The sequence below is a fragment of the Sorangium sp. So ce1153 genome, from assembly GCF_051521595.1.
GTDB lineage: Bacteria > Myxococcota_A > Polyangia > Polyangiales > Polyangiaceae > Sorangium.
Genome location: NZ_CP150361.1, coordinates 5,753,579 through 5,774,644, shown reverse-complemented (window position 1 = coordinate 5,774,644; position 21,066 = coordinate 5,753,579). Strand labels below are relative to the sequence as shown.

The window sequence follows — 21,066 nt, the reverse complement described above, 5'->3', positions numbered from 1 at the left end:
CGGAGAGCCGCAGCGCGCGGCCCGGTCGACGACCTCGACGCTGTCGACGCGCTGCCGCGCCGTCGTCCTCGGGGATCAGGAGGGGCCCGGGTCGCTCACGAGGGGATCGGGCGGCTGGCCCGCTCGTGACGAACCCGTGCCCCGAAGAGCCGGATGCGGGTATTCCGCACGTCCGGCTCTGCGGGGGGGCCGGGGGGTCGACCCCGGCCTGACCGACTGGCTAGCAGTTTCGCGCGGCCGGGGCGCTCGTCCGGGTCGCCGCGGCGGCGCGCACCGCCGCCTTCTCCGACTCGGAGAGGACGACGTTCAGCTCGAGCACGTCGCAGTCGCCGCTCCGCTCCACGTTCACGCTCACCTGATCCAGGTCGATCCGCTCGTATTTCGAGATGACCTGGAGCAGCTCCTGCTTCAGCCGCGGCAGATAGTCGGGCTCGCCGGTCGGGCGCACGCGCTCGCGCGCCACGATGATCTGCAGACGCTCCTTCGCCACGGCCGCAGACTTCGGCTGCGTCCTCCGGAAATAATCCATGATCGACATGGCAGATCTCCCTAGGCGGTCGCCGCCTGGCCGCCGAAAATCCGGCTGAAGAACCCCTTCTTGGCAGGCTCCAGGAAGCGGTGCGGGCGCTCCTCGCCGAGGAAGCGCTGGACCACGTCGAGGTAGGCCTGCGCCGCGTCGCTCGTCGGGTCGAGCACCACGGGCGTCCCGGCGTTCGACGCCTGGAGCACCGCCGTCGACTCCGGGATCACGCCGAGCAGCGGGATGCCGAGGAGCTCCAGCACGTCCTGGTGCGCCAGCATCTCGCCCTTGGCCACGCGCGCCGGCGCGTACCGCGTGAGCAGGAGGTGCGTCTTCACCGCCTCCTCGCCGAGCTCCGCCCGGCGCGTCTTCGCGTCGAGCAGGCCGAGCACGCGGTCCGAGTCCCGCACCGAGGAGACCTCGGGGTTCGTCACCACGATCGCCTCGTCCGCGAAGTACATCGCCATCTGCGCGCCCCACTCGATGCCCGCCGGCGAGTCGCAGAAGATGTACTCGAATCCAGCGGCGCGCAGCTCGTCGAGGATGCGCCCAACGCCGTCGAGCGTGAGGGCGTCCTTGTCCCGCGTCTGCGACGCGGGGAGCACATAGAGGGTCTCGATGCGCTTGTCCTTGATCACCGCCTGGCGGAGCGTCGCCTCGCCGCGGATCACGTTGACGAGATCGTAGACCACCCGGCGCTCGCACCCCATCACGAGGTCGAGGTTGCGCAGGCCCACATCGAAATCGATGGCGATCGTCTTGTAGCCGAGAGCCGCGATACCGGACGCGAGGTTTGCGGTCGTGGTGGTCTTGCCGACTCCGCCCTTGCCCGAGGTGACGACGACTACCTTTGACACCAGAAACCTCCTTAGATGGTTCGAAAGACGTGGCTGTCCGACGGCCGAGCCCGCTCGGATGCCCGTCCTCCCGGCGTCCAGTCGGCGCCGTCGACGTGATGGGAGCTCGGCGCCCACCCGATTCCATTGAGGCCGGGGACGCGCTCGACTGGGTACGTCATCGCGAACCGAACGAACAACTTTTTCGCAGCGAAACTTGAGAGCTTAATCCGGTGCGAGAAACGGATCCAAGTTACCTACATGTAGGTAACCGCGATCGACGATGAGCGACGCGCGCGAACCGCGGCTCCCCGAGGGTGGAGACGGTCCATCGCTGGTTCGGCCGATCCGCGCGACCGCCGTGCCGGTGAGCGCCAGAACGGCGGCGAGCGCCGCCATGCGATACTGCGGCGCGCATGACGCCGGGGCAGCGGATCGGACCGCATCACGTGGTGGAGCGGCGGGCGGGGGCGGGCTCCCTCGGGACCGTCTACCTCGCGCGGCGCCTCGCGACCGGGGAGCCGGCGGCCATCAAGGTCCTGAGGGATCCGAGCGACGAGGCGCGCAGCCGGTTCGCCCGCGAGGCGCGCGCGCTCGCCGCGCTGAACCACCCGCACATCGTCCGGTACATCGACCACGGCGTGATGCCGGACGGCGAGCCCTACCTCGTCATGGAGTGGCTCGAGGGGGAGGACCTCGCGGCGCGGCTCGGCCGCGGCCCGCTGGAGCCGGCCGCGGCGCTCCGGCTCGCGGCCACGGTCGCCGACGGGCTCGCCGTCGCGCACGCGCAGGGCGTCATCCACCGCGACATCAAGCCGCAGAACCTCTTCCTCCCGCAGGGCGACCTCGATCAGGTCAAGATCGTCGACTTCGGCCTCGCGCACCTCCACGACGCGACGTACGCGCTCACGCGCGCCGGCCAGACGCTGGGGACCCCGTCGTTCATGCCGCCCGAGCAGGTCACCGGCGAGCAGGAGATCGACCCGCGCGCCGATCTTTACTCGCTCGGGTGCGTCCTCTTCGCGTGCCTGACCGGCCGGCCGCCGTTCGCCGCCGCGCAGCTCGTCGCCACGCTCGCCAAGGTGGTGTTCGACGAGGCGCCGCTGCCGAGCTCGCGCTGCCCGGGGCTGCCCGCGGCGCTCGACGCGTTCGTGGCGCGGCTGCTCGCCAAGAAGCCCGCCGCGCGGCCCAGCAGCGCCGTCGCCGTCGCCGAGGCGCTGCGCGCGCTGGAGGCCAAGGTCGCCGGGCCCGCCTCGTCGAGCGCGCCGGTCTCGTCGGCCGCGCTCACCGGCCGCGAGCGGCGCGTCGCCAGCGTGATCCTCGCGGCCAACGTGGGCGACGTCGGGCGCGGCCTGCTCGCCGCGGACCTGCTGCGCGACCGCACCGCGCCTCTAGCTGACGCACGCGACGCGCGCGACGCGGACGACGCGCGCGCGCTCGACGGCGTGGGGCTGACCGCGCAGGCGCTCCGGCAGGTCGTGACGCGGCACGGCGCGCAGCTCGAGCTGCTCGGCGACGGCTCCCTCGCGGCGGTCGTCCCGGGCGCCGGCTCGCCCACCGAGCTCGCCACGAGCGCCGCGCGCTGCGCCCTGGCGCTGCGCGGGCTCCTGCCGAGCGCGCGCGTGGCCCTCTCGACGGGCTGGGACGAGATCGAGCGGATGCAGCCGATGGAGCAGGTCATCGACCGCGCCAGCGCGTTGCTGGAGGGCCGCACGAGCCGCGAGGGCCGCGCGGAAGGCCCGGCCGACGGCGCCCCGCCGATCCTGCTCGACCCGATGACCGCGGCCCTGCTGAGCGACAGGTTCGAGATCGCGCGCGGCGCCGACGACGGGCTCGTCCTCGTCGGCGAGAACGAGCCCGCCGACGAGGCCCGCAAGCTGCTCGGCAAGCCGACGACGTGCGTGGGCCGCGAGCGCGAGCTGCTCCTCCTCGAGGCGACCTTCGACGAGTGCGCCGGGGACTCCGCGGCGCGCGCGGTGCTGGTCACCGCCGGCGCCGGCGTGGGCAAGTCGCGCCTGCGCCACGAGCTCGTACGGCGCCTCGGCGCGCGGGCGGAGCCCGTCGAGATCTGGAGGGCGCAGGGCGACTCGATGCGCGTGGGCGCCCCGTTCGGGATGCTGGGCCAGATCGTCCGGCGCGCCGCGCGGCTGCTCGACGGCGAGCCGCTCGAGGCGCGGCAGCGGAAGCTCGCCGCGCGCGTCGCGGCGCACGTGCCGGAGCCCCTCCGGCGGCCGGTCGCCGAGTTCCTCGGGGAGATGGTGGGCACGCCCTTCCCGGACGACGACAGCGTGCTGCTCCAGGCGGCGCGGCAGGACGCGAAGCGCATGGGCGACCAGATGCAGTGGGCGTGGGTGGAGTTCGCCCGCGCCGAGTGCGCCGCCCGGCCGGTGCTGCTCGTCCTCGAGGACCTCCACTGGGGCGACCGGCCCACGGTGGAGTTCGTCGACGCGGCGCTCCGGCTCCTCGACGACCAGCGGCTGATGGTGCTGGCGCTCGCGCGCCCCGAGGTCCACAAGGCGTTCCCGGCGCTGTGGGAGGCGCGCGCGCCCACCGAGCTCCGGCTGAAGGAGCTGTCGCGCAAGGCGTGCGAGCGGCTCGTGCTCGAGGCGCTCGGCCCGGCCACGCCGCCCGCCGTCGTCGCGGAGCTCGTGGGGCGCTCCGCGGGCAACGCCTTCTTCCTCGAAGAGCTCGTGCGCGCGGCGATGGAAGGCCGCCCTGACGGCGTCCCCGAGACGGTGCTCGCGATGACGCAGGCGCGCCTCGCGGGGCTCGTCCCGGAGGCGCGGCGCCTGCTGCGCGCCGGCAGCATCTTCGGTGAGGTGTTCTGGCGCGGCGCGGCGAAGGCGCTGCTCGGCGCGCCGGTGGACGAGCCCGAGCTCGACGCCTGCCTCGCGGACCTCGAGCAGCGCGAGCTCGTCACGCGCCGGCCGGAAGCGAAGTTCCACGACGAGGTCGAGTACGTCTTCCGCCACGCGCTCCTGCGCGACGCGGCGTACGAGATGCTGACGGACGACGATCGCTCGCTCGGCCACCGCCTCGCGGGCGCGTGGCTCGCGCAGGCCGGCGAGACCGACGCGATGGTGCTCGCCACGCACTTCGAGCTCGGCGAGGAGCGCGAGCGCGCCATCAACTGCTACCGGCGGGCGGCCGAGCAGGCGCTCGGCGGGAACGACTACGCGGCCGCGATCGAGCGCGCCGAGCGCGCGGTCGCGTGCGGCGCGGCCGGCGAGGAGCTCGGGGAGATCGCGACGATCCAGGCGGAGGCGCACCGATACCGCGGGGACTTCGCCTCGGCCGAGCAGCACGCGGTCGCGGCGATGGCGGCGCTGCCCGAGGGGAGCATCCGCTGGTACCGCGCCGCGAACCTGGTCGCGCTGGCGGCGTGCCCGCTCGGCCACGAGGAGACGGCGACGGGGCTGGCCAGGGCGCTGTGCGAGCGCTGGTCGGAGCGCGCGGCGCGCGGGCCCGAGGTCATCGTGATGGCGCAGGCGGCGAGCGGGCTCCTGGTCCTGCGGGGCGAGTGCGAGGACGCGGCGGCGCTGTGCCGGCGGATCGACGCGGTGGCCGAGCGGTTTCAGGCCGATCCGGCCGTGAGCGCGGCGGTCCTGCGCCTCGGGGTGCACCGGGCGATCCTGGCGGGGGATCTCGGCACCGCCCGGGAGCGCTGCGAGGCGGCGGCGCAGCGCTTCTCGCAGGCGGGCGACGCGCGCATGGCCTGCAGCTCGCGCAGCAACGCCGGGCACCTCTGCAACGAGCTCGGCGCGTATGCCGAGGCCGCGGTCCTGATCCGCGCCGCGCTGGCCGACGCCGAGCGCCTGGCGCTCGCCAACACGGTGGCGCACGCGAAGGAGAACCTCGGCCGCGCGCTCCTCCACCTCGGCGCCCTCGAGGAGGCGCGCGCGCTGGAGGTCGACGCGCGCCGGCACTTCGTGGCCGCCGGACAGCGGCGGCTCGAGGGGGGCACGTACATCTACCTGACCGAGGCCTACCGCCTCGCCGGGGACCTCGCCGCGGCCGAGGCCGAGGCGCGCCGGGCGTGCGAGCTCCTCGCCGACCTCCCGCCGCTGGCGCCCTGCGTGCTCGCGACGCTCGCGAACGTGCTGCTCGCGCAAGGGCGCGCCGGCGAGGCGCTCGGGCTCGCGCAGCGCGCCGCGGAGCTCGCCGCTGCCGTCGTGGCGTCGCTGGGCCACCTCGAGACGGGCGAGTCGCTCGTCTACCTGGTGCACGCGGAGGCGCTCCAGGCCGCGGGCGACGCGCCCGGGGCGCGCGCCGCGATCGCGCTCGGCCGCGACCGGCTGCTGGAGCGCGCCGCGAGGATCGCGAACCGCGCGTGGCGCGCGTGCTTCCTCGAGAACGTGCCCGAGAACGCCCGCACGATCGAGCTGGCCCGCGCGTGGCTGGGGGAGAGCGACGGGCGAGAGGCTCGCTGAGCCGCGCCGTCGCGCGGGGCGGTGGCGCACCGAGAGCTCTGCGCTTCGTCTGGCGGGCGGGCTCGGCGATGAGTGGTCGCTGGAGTCTTCTGCTCTGGTTCGATCGCCGTGATGGGGGGTCGCGCACAATCCGACAACGTCGCTCGGGTGCGGTTCGAGCGAAGGACGACCGAGTTGCCGGCATCCACCAGGTGACGGTCGAGCGGCGACGCAGGACCCATCCGCGCCTCGAGGATCGAGGCCGCAGCTACCGCAGGAGCGTCGTTTCCGGTCCCCGGGAGCGCTCGGGGGCAGCTCGCGCCCATTCCTGGGGCCCGCTCAATGACCTCGACGACACGACGACACAACGCGACGGAGCTTATCATGAAGACAGGCATCATTTTCTTGTTGGCGGCATCGTTCCTTTCGGCGTGCGCGGGAGAGGTGGACGAACTGCCCACGAGCGACACGGACGCCGCGCCCGCGAGCATCATCGGAGGCACCATCGACGAGGGCGACCCGGCCGTGGTGCGGCTGCAGGTGAGCCGACCGCGAGGAGACGACTTCAGTATCAACCACTGCACCGCTTCGGTCATCGCCCCGACGGTGCTCCTGACTGCAGCCCACTGCGTGCAGCCCTCGCAGGTGAACGGCGCGACGATAAGGGCCTTCTTCGGCACCGACGCCCTGAGTGAGGAAGGGACCTGGGTGAACGTGACCGAGACCCATTTCGACCCCGCGTACGACGGCTCGAACATCAGCGCGGGGCACGATATCGCGGTGGCCATCCTCGAGGAGCCCGTCTCCGTCCAGCCGCTGCCTTACAACCGCGCGCCGATGACCCAGGCCATCGTCGGCGAGCCGGTCCGGCTGATCGGCTTCGGCGCTGACGACGAGGGGTGGGACGGCGTCAAGCGCCACGTGTCCACCACCGTCAACACCGTCACCCCGCTCCTGCTCGGCCTCGGCGACGCGGCCCACCACACGTGCCAGGGAGACTCGGGCGGGCCCGCGCTGATGGATGTGAACGGCGTCTCCACCATCGTCGGTGTCACGTCGTTCGGCACCTCGAACAACACCACCATCTGCGCGGACGGCTGGGATACACGGGTCGACCTCTACCTCGACTTCATCGACCAGTTCGTCGGCGCGCCCTAGCAGGAGCGGCGGCGGCCGAGCGGGCGCCGCCTGCGCGCGGCGGCGAGCGCGACGAGCGCCACACCGGCGGCGTACGCGGCCGAGGAGGAGGGACGGCCCGGTGCGGCGCTGCAGGCGCCGGCAGCGCCCGGCGCGGCCGACGGAGGCAATACGCAGTGGCCTCGCAGGTTGCAGACGAACCCCAGCGCGCAGTCGTCGAGCGAGGCGCACTCCGACCTGCAGGTGCCGCGCTCCGGATCGCACCGGTAGGCGATGCAGGCGACGCGCTCCTGCTCAGGACAGGTGGAGGACGCCGCAGTGCACAGCGCCGGCAGCAGGCTGTGGGTCTCACCGTCGCACCTCGGGGGCGCACATTCGCTGCCGGCCTTCACCGGACTGCCTCCGGGGCCGCAGTGGCCCGCGGAGCTGCATGCGCCGCAGGGGCAGGGCGCGTCGCAGCAGATCCCGTCGACGCATACGTCGCCGAAGAGGCATACGGCCGCGGGGTCTGGGCACAACTGTCCCCGAGCAATGCCGAAGCGCTCTGATGTCAGCTCGCTGCCACCCGCCAGCAGGACCTCGCCGGTCGGCAGCAGCGTCGCGGTATGAAAGGCGCGCGGGAGCGCCATCGAGCTCGTGTCGGTAAAGGTCCCGGTGTCGGGGTCATAGAGCTCCGCGGTCTCGAGAGAGACATTCGCGTTGTACCCGCCCGCCACCAGGACGTGGCCGCTCGGCAACAGCGTCGCCGTTTGCGAACGGCGCGGATAGCTCATCGAGTCCGTGACGGTCCAGGTGCCGGACGCTGGATCGTACAGCTCCGCGATGTCGATGGCGACGCTCGAATTGTCCTCACCGCCGCCGGTCACCAGGACATGGCCGCTCGGCAGCAGCGTCGCGGTGTGCCCCTTGTGCGCGTGAACCATCCTGGCCGCGGCGGTCCACCTGTCGGTCGCTGGATCGTACAGCTCGGCGCTGTCGAGCACGGGGCCCTCCATGTCTCCGCCCGCCACGAGGACCAGCCCGCTCGGCAGCAGCGTCGCGGTATGACCTGCGCGCACCTGCGCCATGCTGCCCGTGGCGGTCCAGGCGCCGGTCGTGGGATCGAACAGCTCCGCGGTTTTGAGCAACGAGTCGAAATTGGTGCCGCCTGCCATGAGGACCATCCCGCTCGGAAGCAGCGTCGCCGTGAACCTGCCCCGTGCCTCCATCATCTCGCCCGCGGGCGTCCAGGTGTCGGCCGCGGGGTCGTACAGCTCCGCACTATTCATATAGACCGGGTCCAGAGAGGAGACGTCATCCAGGCCGCCAGCGACCAGGACCTGGCCACTCTGCAGCAGCGTCGAGGTGTGCAAGACGCGCGGGGCGCCCATGCGCGCCGCGAGGGTCCAGGCGTCGGTCGCAGGGTCGTACAGCTCTGCGCTGTCGAGGGCGCCGGACGCTACTCCGCCCGCGACCAGCACCTGGCCGCTCTGCAACAGACTCGCGGTGTGCAACATGCGCGGCTCATTCATGACGCCGGCCGGCGCCCACGCGGGATCGACCAGCACCGCCTCGCCGCCCGCGTCGATCGAGAGCTCGATGCGCGCCCCCCGCGCCGTCAGCGTCGCGGCCACGAGCCGCCCCGACGCCGCATAGGCGCGCGGCGCCGTGACGCGCAGCACGGCCGCCCCGCTCTGCTCGTCCACGACCTCCACCGCGGCGCCGCGCGCGCGCAGCGTCGCTCCCTCCACCTCCCACGCCGCGACGGCTTCCTCGCCGCGCGCGATGCCTGCCTCGAGCAGCAACCACTCCTCCACGCCGTGCTCGGTCGCGGTCCAGAACGACGTCCCACCCACCCGCGCGTACGCCACAGCCCATTCCACCGGGGCGCTCTCGCCCAGGGCCCCGAGCTCCCGCACCAGCACCTCGGTGCCCTCCGGCGTGCGGAACCGGATGGGCTCGCTGCCCTCGCGGGGAAGCACCACGTGGAGCCGCCGGGCTCTCCCGCTCGTCGCTGCGGCGTGCAGGTGAAAGCCCTCCGCATCGGAGACGAACGCCTCGCGCGCCAGGAGCACCAGGGAGGCCTGCTCCGGAAACATCCGGTGCAGGGCGGCGGCCCCGGGCGGCTCCGGCGCCGCGGCGCAGCCGGAGAGCAGCGACGAGGCCCCGATCAGGGGGGCAGCGCGCAACAGGACGCGCTGGAGCAAGCCGCGCAGGGTCGTCATGAGTTCTACGGCTCTCTTGCTGGTTTCGCCCGACACACCCATGACCTGCGCTTGCCCATCGCGAGGAGCGCCAGGAGCAGGGCGCCCAACAATCCTTGGTCGAAGGTGAGCTCCGCGGCGGCTGGCGTGACGCCACAGCCGCGGCTCGCGGCGGGCGCGGGAGCGGTGCACTGGCCTGAAAACGCGCAGGCGAAGCCCGGCGCGCAGTCCTGCAGCGAGCCGCACTCCGTCCTGCAGGTGCCGTCGACCGCGTTGCAGCGGTAGGGCGCGCAGTCCACCGGCTCCCTGGTCTGGCCGGCCGACGCCGGGCAGGTGGCCCCGTCCGCGGGGCAGCGGATGGGCTCCAGGCTGTGCGTCTCATCGGTGCATTCACCCGGGATGCACGCGGCGCCCTCGGGGATCGCGACGCAGGATCCGAACCCGTCGCACGCGCCATCACAGCCGTCCCGCGCACATTCATCGCGGAGATCCGAGCCGTTCGGCTGGGGCACGCAGTAGCCGAGATGTTCGCTCCGGACGCAGGTATGACAGGGCTCGGTGCACCGCGAGCTGCAGCAAACGCCGTCCACACAGACGGAGTGCTCGCAGTCGTCGTCCGACGTGCACGCGGCGCCGAGGCTCGCATGATACCGCTCGGCGAGCTTGGAAGCGCCGGCCACGAGCACCTGGTCGTTCAGCAACAGCGTCGCGGTATGCGCTGCGTGCCCGACGCGCATGGTGGCCGTGACGGTCCATGCGTTGGCCTCGGGGTCGTACAGCTCCGCGCTGTTGGAGGCGGTGGAGGGGCCTTTGCCTCCTGACACCAGGACCTTGTCGTCCGGCAGCAGCGTCGCCGTGTGCAGCGTGCGCCGGGCGCTCATGGAAGCCGCGTCGGTCCAGGTGCCGGCCGCAGGGTCGTACAGCTCTGCGCTCCCGGTGGCATTGCCGGCGTTTCCGCCGCCCGTGACCAGGACCTGGCCGCTGCTCGGCAACCACGTGGCGGTGTGATTGCAACGCGCGGCGCTCATGAATTCCGTGAACGTCCAGGAGCCGGTCGCCGGGTCGTACAGCTCTGGGTCGCGATAGACGTCGCCGAAGCCCGCGCCAGCCGCGTAGCGGTCGCCCCCGCCCGCCACCAGGACCTGGCTGGTCGTGGGCAACCACGTCGCGGTGTGCGCGTAGCGGAGAGAATTGAACATCGAGTCCGTGTGGGTCCAGGAATCCATCACCGGGTCGTACAGCTCCGCGCCGGTGACACCGGAGTCCTCGAGCACTCCGCCCACCACCAGGACCTCGCCGCTCGTCGGCAACCACGTCGCGGTGTGCCTGAAGCGCGCGCCCCCCATGGGGGCCGCGGCGGTCCAGGCATCCACCGTCGGGTCATACAGCTCCGCGCTGGCATGGATGGATTGCGGGTCGTCCGTCACGCATTCGCCCGCCAGCACGTCGTCCCTGCATCCGCCCACGATCAGGACCTTACCGCTGGGCAGCAACGTCGCAGTGTGCAAATGGCGGGGGACGCTCATCGAGGCCGCGGGGGTCCACGTATCCCGCACCGGGTCGTACACCTCCGCGCTGGCCTGGACATCGTCATTGAACACCATTCCGCCCGTCAGCAAGACCTTGCCGGACGGGAGCAGCGTCGCCGTGTGCCCGCTGCGCGGCACGTTCATGCGACTGGTCGACTCCCACACCGGGTCGGCGAGCACCGCCTCGCCGCCCGCGTCGCCCATGTCGATCGACAGCTCGATCCGCGACCCGCGCGCCCTGAGCGCGAGGGCCACCGGCCGCCCCGACGCCGCGTGGGCCCGCGGCGCCGTCACGCGCATCACCGGCGCGCCGCTCTCCTCGTCCACCAGCTCCACCGCCGCGCCGCGCTCGCGCAGCACAGCGCCCTCCACCTGCCACGCCGCCGCCGCCTCGCCACCTTCCTCGAGCAGCAGCCACTCCTCCACGCCCCCCTCGGTCGCCGTCCAGTACGACGTCCCGCCCGCGCGCCGGTAGCTCACCGCGCGCTCTGCCATCCGGCCCTCGCCCGCGGCGCCGAGCTCCCGCACCCGGATCTCGCCGCCGCCGGCGCGCCGGAACCGGACCGCGCCGCTCCCGTCGTGCGGCAGCACCACCTCCGGCCGCGCAGCCTGCACCCAGGCCCCACCCGTCGCGGTCGCTTCCAGGCGGAACCCATCCGCCGCCGGAGCGAACGCCTCGCGCGCCGACAGCACGGTGTCCGCGTGGTCCGGGAAGCGCAGGCGCAGCGCCGCGGCCGAGGTGTCCTCCGGCTCTGCTCCACAGCCGCCGAGGAGCAGCGCGGCGGCGATCAACGGTGACAGCGCTGCGGGCGAACGTCTTGACGAGGGTGCGTGCATTGCGGGTCTCGTGGCGCCGAGTAGAGTAGCCTCGCTCCGGTCCGCCCAGCTCCCCGTCGGCGTCGCACGACTCCGGCGCCGGCCCCCGACGCCGGCTGGCGTCGAGCTCGCCTTCCGCAGCCAGCTCCGCCTGCTGCGCGGTCCGCGGCCCGAGAGGGCGCCGCGCGTGTTGCCCCGGCGAGCGGTACACCAGCGTCAAGCCGGCGTGTCTCGCCAGCCCTGTCCCGTCCTCCGCTGACTGGGGAGTGAAGACGGCTCCTTCGATGCGTCGCGCGGTGTCCGCTGCTCAGGGGCAGGTCGGTCGCCATGCGTCGTCGGGGAAGTACCTGGCGATGAGATCGTGCAGCGGGCGATCGTAGTCGCGCAACTCGGCCCGGGTGTTGATCTCGTTGTGGATCCCGTTCCCCGGGATCGACTCGATGTTGGTGTCGAACCAGTCCTGGACCCCCTCGGCCCAGTATTCGTCCTTGTTCGTCGCGGCGTAGGTGTCCGCCCATTTTCCGGCCTGGATCGCGCCCTCGAACACGTCCTCGAGCTCTCGGTCGAAGGTCGGCTCGGCGAACGCGATGCCCATGATCGCGATGGCGTGCGAGAACTCGTGCACCAGGATGTCCTCGCCGAGGTACGGATCGCTCGGGTAACAGAGGACGTTCTCCTCGGCGCAGGAGCTCGCCGGCCGGGCGGGGGTCGCGCCGAGGCCGCGGGCCCGCGTGTCCCAGTCCGTCCCCGGGAACGCCTCGTAAAGGTCGCTGTGCTCGGGGATGTCGGTTGTCACCTCCGTCTCCGCCATCACGGCGACCCGCGTGTGGTTCGCGATCATCGCCTGACGCACGTCGTCGCGGTGGCCGAGCATGCGGAGGACGACCGAGCACGCGCGCAGCAGCGCCGCGTCCGGCGTCTTCTCGGAGCTGATGATGGGGATCCCCGCGGCGTCGATGTACTTCTTGTAGAAAGGGTCGAGTCCCAGCTCGGACGGCACGTCCGAGACGCTGGCGCACGCGCTCTCGGGCTCCCCGCCCCCGGTCCCGCCACCGCCGTCCCCGCCCTCGCCGCCGCCGCCCCCGCTGCCTGTCGCGGAGCTGGACGTCGGGCCTTCTGCCGCGCTCGAGCTGGTCTCCGCGGTGCTGCTCGAGCCGCCGCTGCCCGCTGGCCCCGTGCCACCGCCGCCCGCGCTGTCGTCCGTCGGCGACTCCGAACAGGCAGCCAGGGCACAGACGAGGACCGCGACGCATCTTCCACGCATGCTCGCGAGCTTACATGAGGTCATGCGAGCGTCCAACTTGCTCGCATGCCGGCGGGTCAGCCGACGCTGCGCTGGACGCCCTGCGCCAGGGCCTGTCGGCGGAGATCGAGGCTGAAATGCTGGAGCACCCAGCGCTCCGCGTCGGTGACGGACGAGAAGACCTTGACCGGGTGCGGCGGTGGCTTCAGCCAGTTGAGCGCGGTCAGGATGCCGTTCACCAGGCTGGAATCGCCCACGATGCCGGACGCGAGCAGGTGCGCGCGCGTCTGGGGCTCGTAGTCGGCGTACATTTGCGCGACGGCGCGCCGCTGCACGGCGTTCGGCATCCTGCTGCCGCGCGTGTCGTTGATCAGACCGAACGGCCCCGTGACGATGAGCTGAATCATGCCCGTCATCAGCGCGTCCCAATCGTCCTGGGTGTAGCGCTCGCCGGCTCGCATCACGACCAGCGGATAGCGCGAGCGATCCAGCTCAACTCCGCGAGCCAAGACCGCCACCGTCTCGAGGGACGCTACGCTGACACGACGCGCCGCTCGATTCGCACGAGAGGGTGATCCTGGAGCATGCGGGGGTCATCAACGTCCCGCCCGGTTCAGAAGGGCGGCAGCAGAATGAAGAGCAAAGCGGCGCGGTGATGTCAACGAGAAATCACGGCGCCGGCCCGGGGGCGTGCCGTCACCGAAAACGAGCTCGACGTCGCAAAGCATGGGCCTTGCTCGTTTGTCGAAGGCTTCATGCGAACCGAGGCCTTCTTCCCCCTGCTCGTGCTCCAGCTCCTGCCCGCCTGCGGCCCCGCCTCCGAGGCGAAGGCGCCCCCCTCCAGCGGGCAGACGTTCCCCGAGGCCGTCGCGATGATGTGCGACGTGGACAGGCTGGCCGGGCTCGACGCAGAGGCGGATCCGATCAGCGTCGGGCAGCAGCGATCGGCGTGGGTTGCGCAGCACGTCGCCAATCCGGACGCGATCGAGCTCCGCACGCTGCTCAGCGTGAAAGGGGCCGCGGAGCAAGGCGGGATGCTGCGCGAGGAGTCCAAGGAGGTTGGGCTCGCGCGCTGCGCGCTGGCGGACGCGCTGGAGAGAGACGGGACGGGAGGGCTGTCGCCGTGAAGGCGTCGAGGGCCAGGCCAGAGCAGCACCCGGAGCGGCGGATCGAGGTCCTCTGCGGCCATACCCACGGCGCCGGCGTGGCGGAGATCCTCCCGAACCTCCTCGTGCGCACCGGCGGCGCCGAGTACGGCGAGCCCGCGGTCCAATGCGTGATCGCGGCCGAGTAGGCCGGGAACACGCTTCCGAGCGAGCGCCAGAGCGCTCATGGCGACGCAAAGCGCCTGTCAAAGAAATGTTCATCGAGGCGGTAGAGTCGGTGTCGATGTTCGGCGCCAGGGCGCGAGACCGGATGGCGAACCGCGTCCAGCGCGGGCGGCTGCTAGGGCGACAAACGGGTTGAAACCACGAGAAAAAGCAGAAATTTCACAGGGAGGCGGGGAGGCGGGGAGGCGAGAGACGGCAGGAGAAAGAACTTCACTTTTTTTCTCCCTCCCCGCCTCCCCGCCTCCCTGTGAAATTTCTCCGGGTTTCAACGTGATCGGTGTTCTAGGATGCGGCGTGCCGGGGCTGGCGGCGCTCGTCTCGAGGTCATCCATGGTCATCGCGCGATTCCTGGGTTGCGCGCTCGCGGCGGCGACGCTCGCGAGCTGCAGCGACCCCGATCCCATCATCGAAAACCGCTACGGTGCCTACGCGGGCGACGCCTATCCGGACCGCCGTCCGGAGATCGTGATTCCGGAAGGTGGGATGGGCGTGGTGACCGATAGCCTATCCGACACGATCTCCCTCATCGCGCTCGAGACAGGGGAGCGGTTCGGCGTCCGCCCCGTGGGCCGCGATCCCGTGACGATCGACGGGCCTCACCGCGTGGCCGTGGACGCCGCGGGCGGCGCGCTCTACATCGCGCTGTCGTACCCTGACACCGCCGGCTCGGTCGGCCCCCATGCGGTGCACGGCGGGAGCGCGGTGGCTGGCTATGTCCAGAAGCTCGCGCTCGACGACCTGCGCCCCTTGGGGCAGGTGCGGGTCGAGGCCAACCCGGGCGACATCGTGATCTCGGAGGACGGCGGGCGCGTTGTCGTCTCTCATTTCGATCTCAAGCGCGCGCTCGACAACCCGGAGGACCTCGCGGCGGCGCGCTCATCGCTCGCGGTCGTGGATCCCGACGCTGTCTTGTCTCGGGGCTCGGCCGCGCCGACGCTCATTCCGGTCTGCAAGGCCGCGAACGGGATCGCCCTCTCGCGGCCGGACGGCGCCCGGGCCTACGTCGCCTGTTATGGCGACGACGCCCTCGCGATCGTCGACCTGACGGACCCGGACGCCGAGGTGAAGCTCGTCCCGGTCGGGCCGCCCCTGCCGTCCGACGCCCACGCGTCGGCTTACGGGCCCTACGCCGTCATGATGTCGCCCGATCAGAAGACCATCGCCGTGAGCAACACCGACAGCCGGGAGGTGCGCTTCTTCGATGTCGCGTCGGAGACGTTCGACGAGTCCAGGACGATCCTCACGATCGGCGCGCCCTATTTCGGCGCGTGGACCCCGGACGGGAGCGCCATCTATATACCGACGCAGGTGCCCGGCACGATCGTGCGGATCGGCGCGACCCCGGACGACAGCGCCGCCGTCTCCCGGAACATCAGCGAGGAGTGCCTCAGGCCGCACCTCGCGGAGCTCGACGAGGAGCACGGGCTCTTCATCGTCTGCGAGGGCGACCAGACCGTGACGCCGGGCAAGGTGCTCCGGCTCGATCCCAAGACGCTGGAGACGCTCAGCGTGGCCGAGGTGGGCCTCTTCCCCGACGCGTTCGCGCGCGTCGCGGCGGGGGCGCGATGAGGGTGCGCGCAGGCGAGCGCGGCCTGCGGAGCACCGCTCTGGGTCGTGGACGAGCGGTCGAACCGCCTCCTGGCGCCGTCGCTGGCCCTCGCGCGCGGTCGATCTACGCCCCTTCTCCGGTGCGTCGAGGCCGACCTGACCCCGATCGGGTCGCCGGCGCAGCGCCATCGCGCGAGCGCGTGGAGTAGAATCCGTCCATGTCCGTCATCCGCTTCTATCGCGCCGGCGACGCCCACGGAGGCTTCTCCAACTTCTCGCGCCACCCGGTCACGCTGAAAGGCAAGGTGTGGCCCACGAGCGAGCACTACTTCCAGGCCCAGAAGTTCCCGGGAACGGCCCACGAGGAGGAGATCCGCAACGCGCCCGGCCCCGGCGAGGCGGCGCGCATGGGCCGCCAGCGGAGCCGCCCGCTGCGCCCCGACTGGGAGCAGGTGAAGGACGACATCATGCGCGAGGTGGTGCTGGCGAAGTTCACCCAGCACGAGGATCTCAGGCGCGCCCTGCTCGACACAGGCGACGCCGAGCTGATCGAGCACACAGCGAACGACGCCTACTGGGCCGACGGCGGCGACGGGAGCGGGAAGAACATGCTGGGCAAGATCCTGATGGAGGTCCGCGAGCAGCTGCGTCGCTGACGCGCCTGACGCGCCCAGAGAGCGCATCTCTCCGCGGGAGCCTCGCGATCGCCGGCGATACGCAGGGGGAGCGCGCGGACACCGGGGCACGCGCAAGCCCCGTTGCTCCGCGCTTTGGCAGAGACGCCGGGGCCGGTCGGGTGTAATCACGGCGCACCTTCATGAGGAGAGCACCCATGTCGAGGCGCGTGTCCTTTCCAGGGCTTCTCACCGCGGCCGGCCTTGTCGCGCTCGCGTCCTGCGGAGGCTCCACCGCGGCGACGCCGCCCTCGCGCTCGGCCGCGGCCCCGGCCCCCGCAGGGACCGCGCCGTCGACCGTCGCCGCGACGCCGCGACGCGTGGAGTCGCTCGTCGACGTCGTGCCGAGGGACGCGGTGCTCGTCGCGAGCGTCCCGGGGGTCGACACGCTCCTCGCCGGCGCTCCGCCGGCCGATCGGGAGGCGGTCCTCGCGGAGGTCGCGGCGATCCTGGCGGGCAAGGCCGGCCTGAGCCCTGACCTCGCCCGCGACCTCGCAGCGTCGTTCGACGGCGCCACGGTGTTCGCCGGGGGCGAGGCGGCCCGGGGCGGAGCCCTCTGGGCGCTCGTCGAGCAAGGCTGCGCGGCGGCGCGCTTCCGCGACGGGGCCCCCGTCGAGCGGGCGCTCAAGGAGCTGCCGCTGGAGGCCGGCGAGGGCGGCGTGTTCGCGATCCGGGGCGACAAGGCCAGCGTGGTCGCCCACGGCGCGTGGCTCGCGGAGTCGCGGGTCGCCCTCCTCTGCGCCCGGCCGGAGCCGCTCGCGAGGGCCCTGCGCGTCGCGGAGCGGCGCGAGGCGTCGTTCAGGACCTCCCCGCTCTTCCAGGCCGAGCGCGCGAAGGATCCCTGGCTCGCGGTCGACCTCCACGGGCTGAGCGGCAGCGGCGCGACCGGGCCCGAGCCCGGCTCGCGGCTCTTCATGGCCCACCCCCTCCGCGAGGACAACTCCGGCCTCCACGTGGAGCTCGCCGTCTACGGGCCGGGGTATCCAGCCCTCGGCACGGTGCTCGCGGCGACGGACCATGGCTCCGTGGCGAAGCTGCCCGCGGGCGCCCTGGCGACGCTCGGGCTCTCGCTCCAGCCGGCGCCGGGAAAGACGGTGCGCGACGTCCTCGGCGCCTTCGACGGGCTCGCCGGCGGGCCTGCCGCGGCCGCGGCCGCGGGCGCGCTCGCCGGGATCGGGCTCGAGCTCGGCGACCTCGACCGGGCGCTGGGCGGCGAGGTCGCGATCGGGATCTACCGCGATCCGAAGCACAAGCTCAACGTCTCGGGCGGCCAGGGCGACGAGGCGCTCAGGCACAGCGCCGTGCTGATCGCGCTCGCGACCGACGATGAGGCGGCGCAAAAGAAGGTGTTCGGCGCGATCGCCGCGCAGATGAAGCGGACGTCGAAGAAGCTCAGGACCAGGCCGGGATGGCTGGCGCAGGACCTCGAGGAAGGCAACGAGCTGACGGCCGAGGTCCGGCGGGGATTCGTGCTGATCGGCGCCGGCGACCGGGGCTACCTCGCGCAGGTCGCCGCGCGCTTCGGGAAGGAGAAGGAATCCCTGGCCGCGAGCCCGTCGTTCGCCGAGGCGCGGGCGGGCGCGAAGGCGGCCTCGCACCTGCAGGTGTACATCGACCGTCAGGGCCTCGCGGGCATCCTCGACGAGGCCGTGGCGGCGAGGATCCGTGCCCTCGGGTCGCCGACGCTGCTGTCGCTGGCGCTCGCGCCGAGCGACCGCGGGCTCGAGCTCGCGCTGAGCGGCCTTGGCGGCGTCGAGCTCGTCGGCGCGAGCGCCGCGCTCGCCGTTCACGGCGTCAGGCGCTACATCGCCTCCGCGAAGGCGGCGGAGGCGAAGAACACGGTGATGGCGATCGCCCGCAGCGCGGCCGGGGCGTTCGAGCGCGCGGCGGGCGCGGCGGGCACGCAGAAAAGCGGGCCGCCGTCGCGCGCCCTCTGCAAGTCGGCCACCCCGGTCCCCGCCGCCGTGCCGCCGGGGACCCGCTACACGCCCTCTTCGAGCCCCGGAAAGGACTTCAACCAGGGCGACGACGCCGCGGGCTGGCGGTGCCTGCGGTTCGGCGTGGAGGTGCCGTTCCATTATCAATACGACTACCGCGCCGGCTCGGGCTACAAGGGCCCGGCGCGCGGCGGGCCCGATCCGGGCAAGGACGGGTTCGAGGTCTCCGCCGAGGGGGATCTCGACGGCGACGGCCAGACGAGCCTGTTCACGAGGACCGGGAAGATCGAGAACGGGAAGCTCGTGCTGAGCCCGCAGATCTTCATCTCGAACGAGCTGGAGTAGCGCGCTCCCCTCACCGCTCCCGCGGCGCGACCACGCGCAGCGACGCGCGCGCATGACCGACGCGCACCACGATGTCGCCCTCGCCCCAGCGCTCGTGGAGCGGGTAGGCGCGCACGCGGATGCCGTTGCCCAGAAAGCCGCTGCACACGGCCGCCATGTGGCCGCAGCGCGGCGGATTGACCGCGAGGAAGTCGGGGTGGCTCCACGCCACGCTCCGAGACGAGACGAGGTCGAGATCGAAGGGCTCCCCGCGCGCGGTCAGGGCCTCTACCTCGAGCTCCACATCGCCCTTGATGACCCCGGGCCCCTTCACGGTCAGCCGCGCGATCGGCGCGACGACAAGGGCGATGTCGCCGTTCTCGCACCGCACCACGCCGCGGCCTGCGCGCGTCGCCTCGACGTACACGGGCGGGCTGTCGCCCGGCTCCACCCGGAGGGCGTCGCCGCCCTCGTGGACGCGGCACGCGCCGCCGCCGCGCACCGGGAGGACCACGCTCACGCCGGCGGGCACGCGGTGCTCGCCGAGCAGCGGGTGACACCCCGCGAGCCAGGGGAGCAACGCCAGGACACAGGCGCGGCGGGCCAGACCGCCGCCGACCGCGGCAGCGGGACGAGGGCGCCTCCTGCCAGAGCGCCGCGTGGCGCCGGGCAGGCATCGAGGCCGGACCATCACGACAACGTATCACGGCCCCGGACGGCGCTCAGAAATCCGCCACGTTGAACGGCGTCCCGGAGACCGACCCTTCCGGCCCGCTCCCGACGGGGTGGCTCTCGGCCATCCCGCTGATCGTGCCGTGGGCGGCGCTGCTGCTCAGCGTGCCGCTCAGGGAGACGGTCACCTTCCTGAACTCCGCGGGATCGACCTCGGTGACCTCGTACGAGCCCTGGAGCGCCTCGAGATCGATGTTGTGATAGTAAGTGCCGGCGTCGACCTGCCTCGCCCGGAGCGTGACCGCGAACGACTCGTCGAACGCGCCGTCCTCCGTCGCGAAGGCCAGCGGGACGTCGATCTGCAGGTGATCGGCGCAGTCCACGCCGAGCGCCGGCTCGGCGATGCCCGGCCCGCTCCCCTCCGGCCCGCCCCCCTCCGACGGCTGGGACCGGACGAACCGCGCGGAGACGAGCGCGCCGAGGGAGACGGTCGCCGTCGTGCTGCCGCCCTTCGCCCACGTGAGCGGCGCGGAACGCTCGCCGGAGAGCGCCGAGATCACCTCGTTCGCCGAGAAGCCCAGCGGGGAGACGACGTCCGCGCCGATGTCCTCCGCCTCCTCGTCGCACCCGCCCTCCGCGCCGTGGACTCCGCCGATCTGGCCGCCCTGCGGGGGGCCGCCCTCGCCATCGACGCACCCGAGGAGCCCGACGCCCGTCACCGCCGCAAGCACCCAAGAAAGCCAACGCCGCTCGCTCATGTTCAAGACCTCCTGCGGCATACCTTGCGTTCGCCCCCGGGGCGGCGCCAGCTCAGCTTCGCACATTCCATACCGCAAATAGACCGGTAACTGTGCGATTCTGCGATACGTGAACCACGAATCCCTCGCAAAAGAGCTGATCCGCGCCCTCCGCGGGCGGCGCTCTCAGCTCGGCTTCAGCCGCCGGCTCGGCTTCCGCACCAACGTCGTCTACACGTGGGAGTCCGGGCGGCGATGGCCGACCGCGGCCACGTTCCTCGCGGCGGCGCGGCGCGCTGGCGTCGACGTCGCGGCGGCGGTGGGGCGCTTCTTTCCCTCGCTGCCCGCCTGGCTCGCGCACACCGATCCGGCGTCGGCCGAGGGCGTCGCGGCGCTCCTCACCGAGATGCGGTCGATGTCGCCCATCGTCGACGTGGCGCGGCGCGCGGGCAGGAGCCGCTACGCCGTCGCGCGCTGGCTCTCGGGCGCGGCCGAGCCGCGGCTCCCGGACTTCCTGCGCATGGTCGAGGCCTGCTCGCTGCGCCTGCTCGACTTCGTGGCGCTCTTCGCGAACCCGGCGGCGCTCCCGGCCGCGACCGCGGCGTGGCGCACGCTCGAGGCCCAGCGCCGCGCCGTCTACGAGGAGCCGCTGCTCCCCGCCATCCTGCTCGCCCTGGAGATGCCTTCCTACCAGGCGCTGCGGCGCCACGAGCCGGGGTGGATCGCGCGGCGGCTCGGGTTCCCCGTCGAGGACGAGGCGCGCTGCCTGGAGCGGCTCGCCGAGGCCGGCCAGATCCGGAAGAGCCGCGGGCGCTGGAGCGTCGCGCCGATCCGGACCGTGGACACGCGCCCCGACCCGGACGCGGAGCACCGGCTCAAGCGCTTCTGGGCCGGCGTCGGGCTGGAGCGGCTCTCGCGCAAGGCGGAGGGGCGCTTCTCGTTCAACGTCTTCACGGTCTCCGCGGCCGACCTCGCGAAGCTGTCCGAGCTCCACGTGAGCTATTTCCAGAACATGCGCGCGGTGATCGCCGAATCACGTCCGCCCGAGCGCGTCGTCGTCGTCAATATGCAGCTCTTCCCCCTCGACGGCGAGTGAGCCGCTCACGGCCGCTGTCGGGGAGCCCCCCCCCGGGGACGCCCGCGCCGCGCCCGCTGCCCTCCTCGATTCAC

The 21,066-nt window shown here is 72.6% G+C and carries 16 protein-coding genes; 8 read left to right on the top strand and 8 right to left on the bottom strand.

From position 1 onward, the window contains the following. Positions 1 to 220: 220 nt before the first annotated feature. A complete protein-coding gene (gene minE / locus WME85_RS20510; RefSeq protein ID WP_437840391.1) occupies positions 221 to 538 on the bottom strand; it encodes a cell division topological specificity factor MinE in 318 nt (105 codons plus the stop codon). Between the two features lie 11 nt (positions 539 to 549). Further along, on the bottom strand, positions 550 to 1,377 hold the full coding sequence (minD, locus tag WME85_RS20505; protein WP_437311098.1) for a septum site-determining protein MinD: 828 nt from the start codon (positions 1,375 to 1,377) through the stop codon (positions 550 to 552). Positions 1,378 to 1,772: 395 nt separating this feature from the next. On the opposite strand from minD, the gene WME85_RS20500 reads away from it, so the two are divergent. Together WME85_RS20500 and WME85_RS20495 are read left to right on the top strand one after the other, a co-directional pair. Next, positions 1,773 to 5,786 carry a protein kinase domain-containing protein gene (locus WME85_RS20500; protein ID WP_437840390.1) on the top strand — a complete coding sequence of 1,338 codons (4,014 nt, stop codon included), beginning with the start codon at positions 1,773 to 1,775 and terminating at the stop codon, positions 5,784 to 5,786. Between the two features lie 363 nt (positions 5,787 to 6,149). After that, positions 6,150 to 6,923, top strand: a complete 774-nt coding sequence (locus WME85_RS20495) for a S1 family peptidase (protein ID WP_437840389.1) — start codon at positions 6,150 to 6,152, stop codon at positions 6,921 to 6,923. Here the strand turns inward: WME85_RS20495 and WME85_RS20490 are convergent. From WME85_RS20490 to WME85_RS20475, 4 genes are all read right to left on the bottom strand, one after another. Continuing rightward, on the bottom strand, positions 6,920 to 9,106 hold the full coding sequence (locus WME85_RS20490; protein WP_437840388.1) for a kelch repeat-containing protein: 2,187 nt from the start codon (positions 9,104 to 9,106) through the stop codon (positions 6,920 to 6,922). The two genes, WME85_RS20495 and WME85_RS20490, sit on opposite strands and share 4 nt — an antisense overlap. 5 nt (positions 9,107 to 9,111) lie before the next feature. Beyond that, complete coding sequence (locus WME85_RS20485; RefSeq protein WP_437840387.1) at positions 9,112 to 11,406, bottom strand: Kelch repeat-containing protein; 2,295 nt, start codon at positions 11,404 to 11,406, stop codon at positions 9,112 to 9,114. Between the two features lie 331 nt (positions 11,407 to 11,737). Continuing rightward, positions 11,738 to 12,694 (bottom strand): hypothetical protein, encoded by a 957-nt coding sequence (locus tag WME85_RS20480; RefSeq protein ID WP_437840386.1) that lies wholly within the window; start codon positions 12,692 to 12,694, stop codon positions 11,738 to 11,740. Positions 12,695 to 12,750: 56 nt separating this feature from the next. Next, on the bottom strand, positions 12,751 to 13,191 hold the full coding sequence (locus WME85_RS20475; protein WP_437840385.1) for a hypothetical protein: 441 nt from the start codon (positions 13,189 to 13,191) through the stop codon (positions 12,751 to 12,753). A 237-nt stretch (positions 13,192 to 13,428) separates the two neighbouring features. On the opposite strand from WME85_RS20475, the gene WME85_RS20470 reads away from it, so the two are divergent. The 5 genes from WME85_RS20470 to WME85_RS20450 all read left to right on the top strand — a co-directional run bounded on the left by WME85_RS20470 (position 13,429) and on the right by WME85_RS20450 (position 18,508). Beyond that, positions 13,429 to 13,800, top strand: coding sequence for a hypothetical protein (locus WME85_RS20470; protein WP_437840384.1), 372 nt, complete (start codon positions 13,429 to 13,431; stop codon positions 13,798 to 13,800). Then, positions 13,797 to 13,967 (top strand): hypothetical protein, encoded by a 171-nt coding sequence (locus WME85_RS20465; RefSeq protein ID WP_437840383.1) that lies wholly within the window; start codon positions 13,797 to 13,799, stop codon positions 13,965 to 13,967. Before WME85_RS20470 ends, WME85_RS20465 begins: the two co-directional genes overlap by 4 nt. Positions 13,968 to 14,298: 331 nt before the next feature. Then, entirely contained in the window at positions 14,299 to 15,573 is a 1,275-nt protein-coding gene (locus WME85_RS20460; protein WP_437840382.1) for a YncE family protein, read from the top strand. Between the two features lie 197 nt (positions 15,574 to 15,770). Next, positions 15,771 to 16,208, top strand: coding sequence for an NADAR family protein (locus WME85_RS20455; protein ID WP_437840381.1), 438 nt, complete (start codon positions 15,771 to 15,773; stop codon positions 16,206 to 16,208). A 176-nt stretch (positions 16,209 to 16,384) separates the two neighbouring features. Continuing rightward, positions 16,385 to 18,508 (top strand): hypothetical protein, encoded by a 2,124-nt coding sequence (locus WME85_RS20450; protein ID WP_437840380.1) that lies wholly within the window; start codon positions 16,385 to 16,387, stop codon positions 18,506 to 18,508. Positions 18,509 to 18,518: 10 nt separating this feature from the next. Here the strand turns inward: WME85_RS20450 and WME85_RS20445 are convergent, their stop codons facing one another. Both WME85_RS20445 and WME85_RS20440 read right to left on the bottom strand, forming a co-directional pair. After that, complete coding sequence (locus tag WME85_RS20445; protein WP_437840379.1) at positions 18,519 to 19,178, bottom strand: hypothetical protein; 660 nt, start codon at positions 19,176 to 19,178, stop codon at positions 18,519 to 18,521. A gap of 31 nt (positions 19,179 to 19,209) precedes the next feature. Further along, a complete protein-coding gene (locus WME85_RS20440) occupies positions 19,210 to 19,917 on the bottom strand; it encodes a hypothetical protein (protein WP_437840378.1) in 708 nt (235 codons plus the stop codon). A gap of 109 nt (positions 19,918 to 20,026) precedes the next feature. Here WME85_RS20440 and WME85_RS20435 point away from each other — a divergent pair, with 109 nt between their 5' ends. Beyond that, positions 20,027 to 20,992 carry a DUF4423 domain-containing protein gene (locus WME85_RS20435; protein WP_437840377.1) on the top strand — a complete coding sequence of 322 codons (966 nt, stop codon included), beginning with the start codon at positions 20,027 to 20,029 and terminating at the stop codon, positions 20,990 to 20,992. Positions 20,993 to 21,066 lie beyond the last annotated feature (74 nt).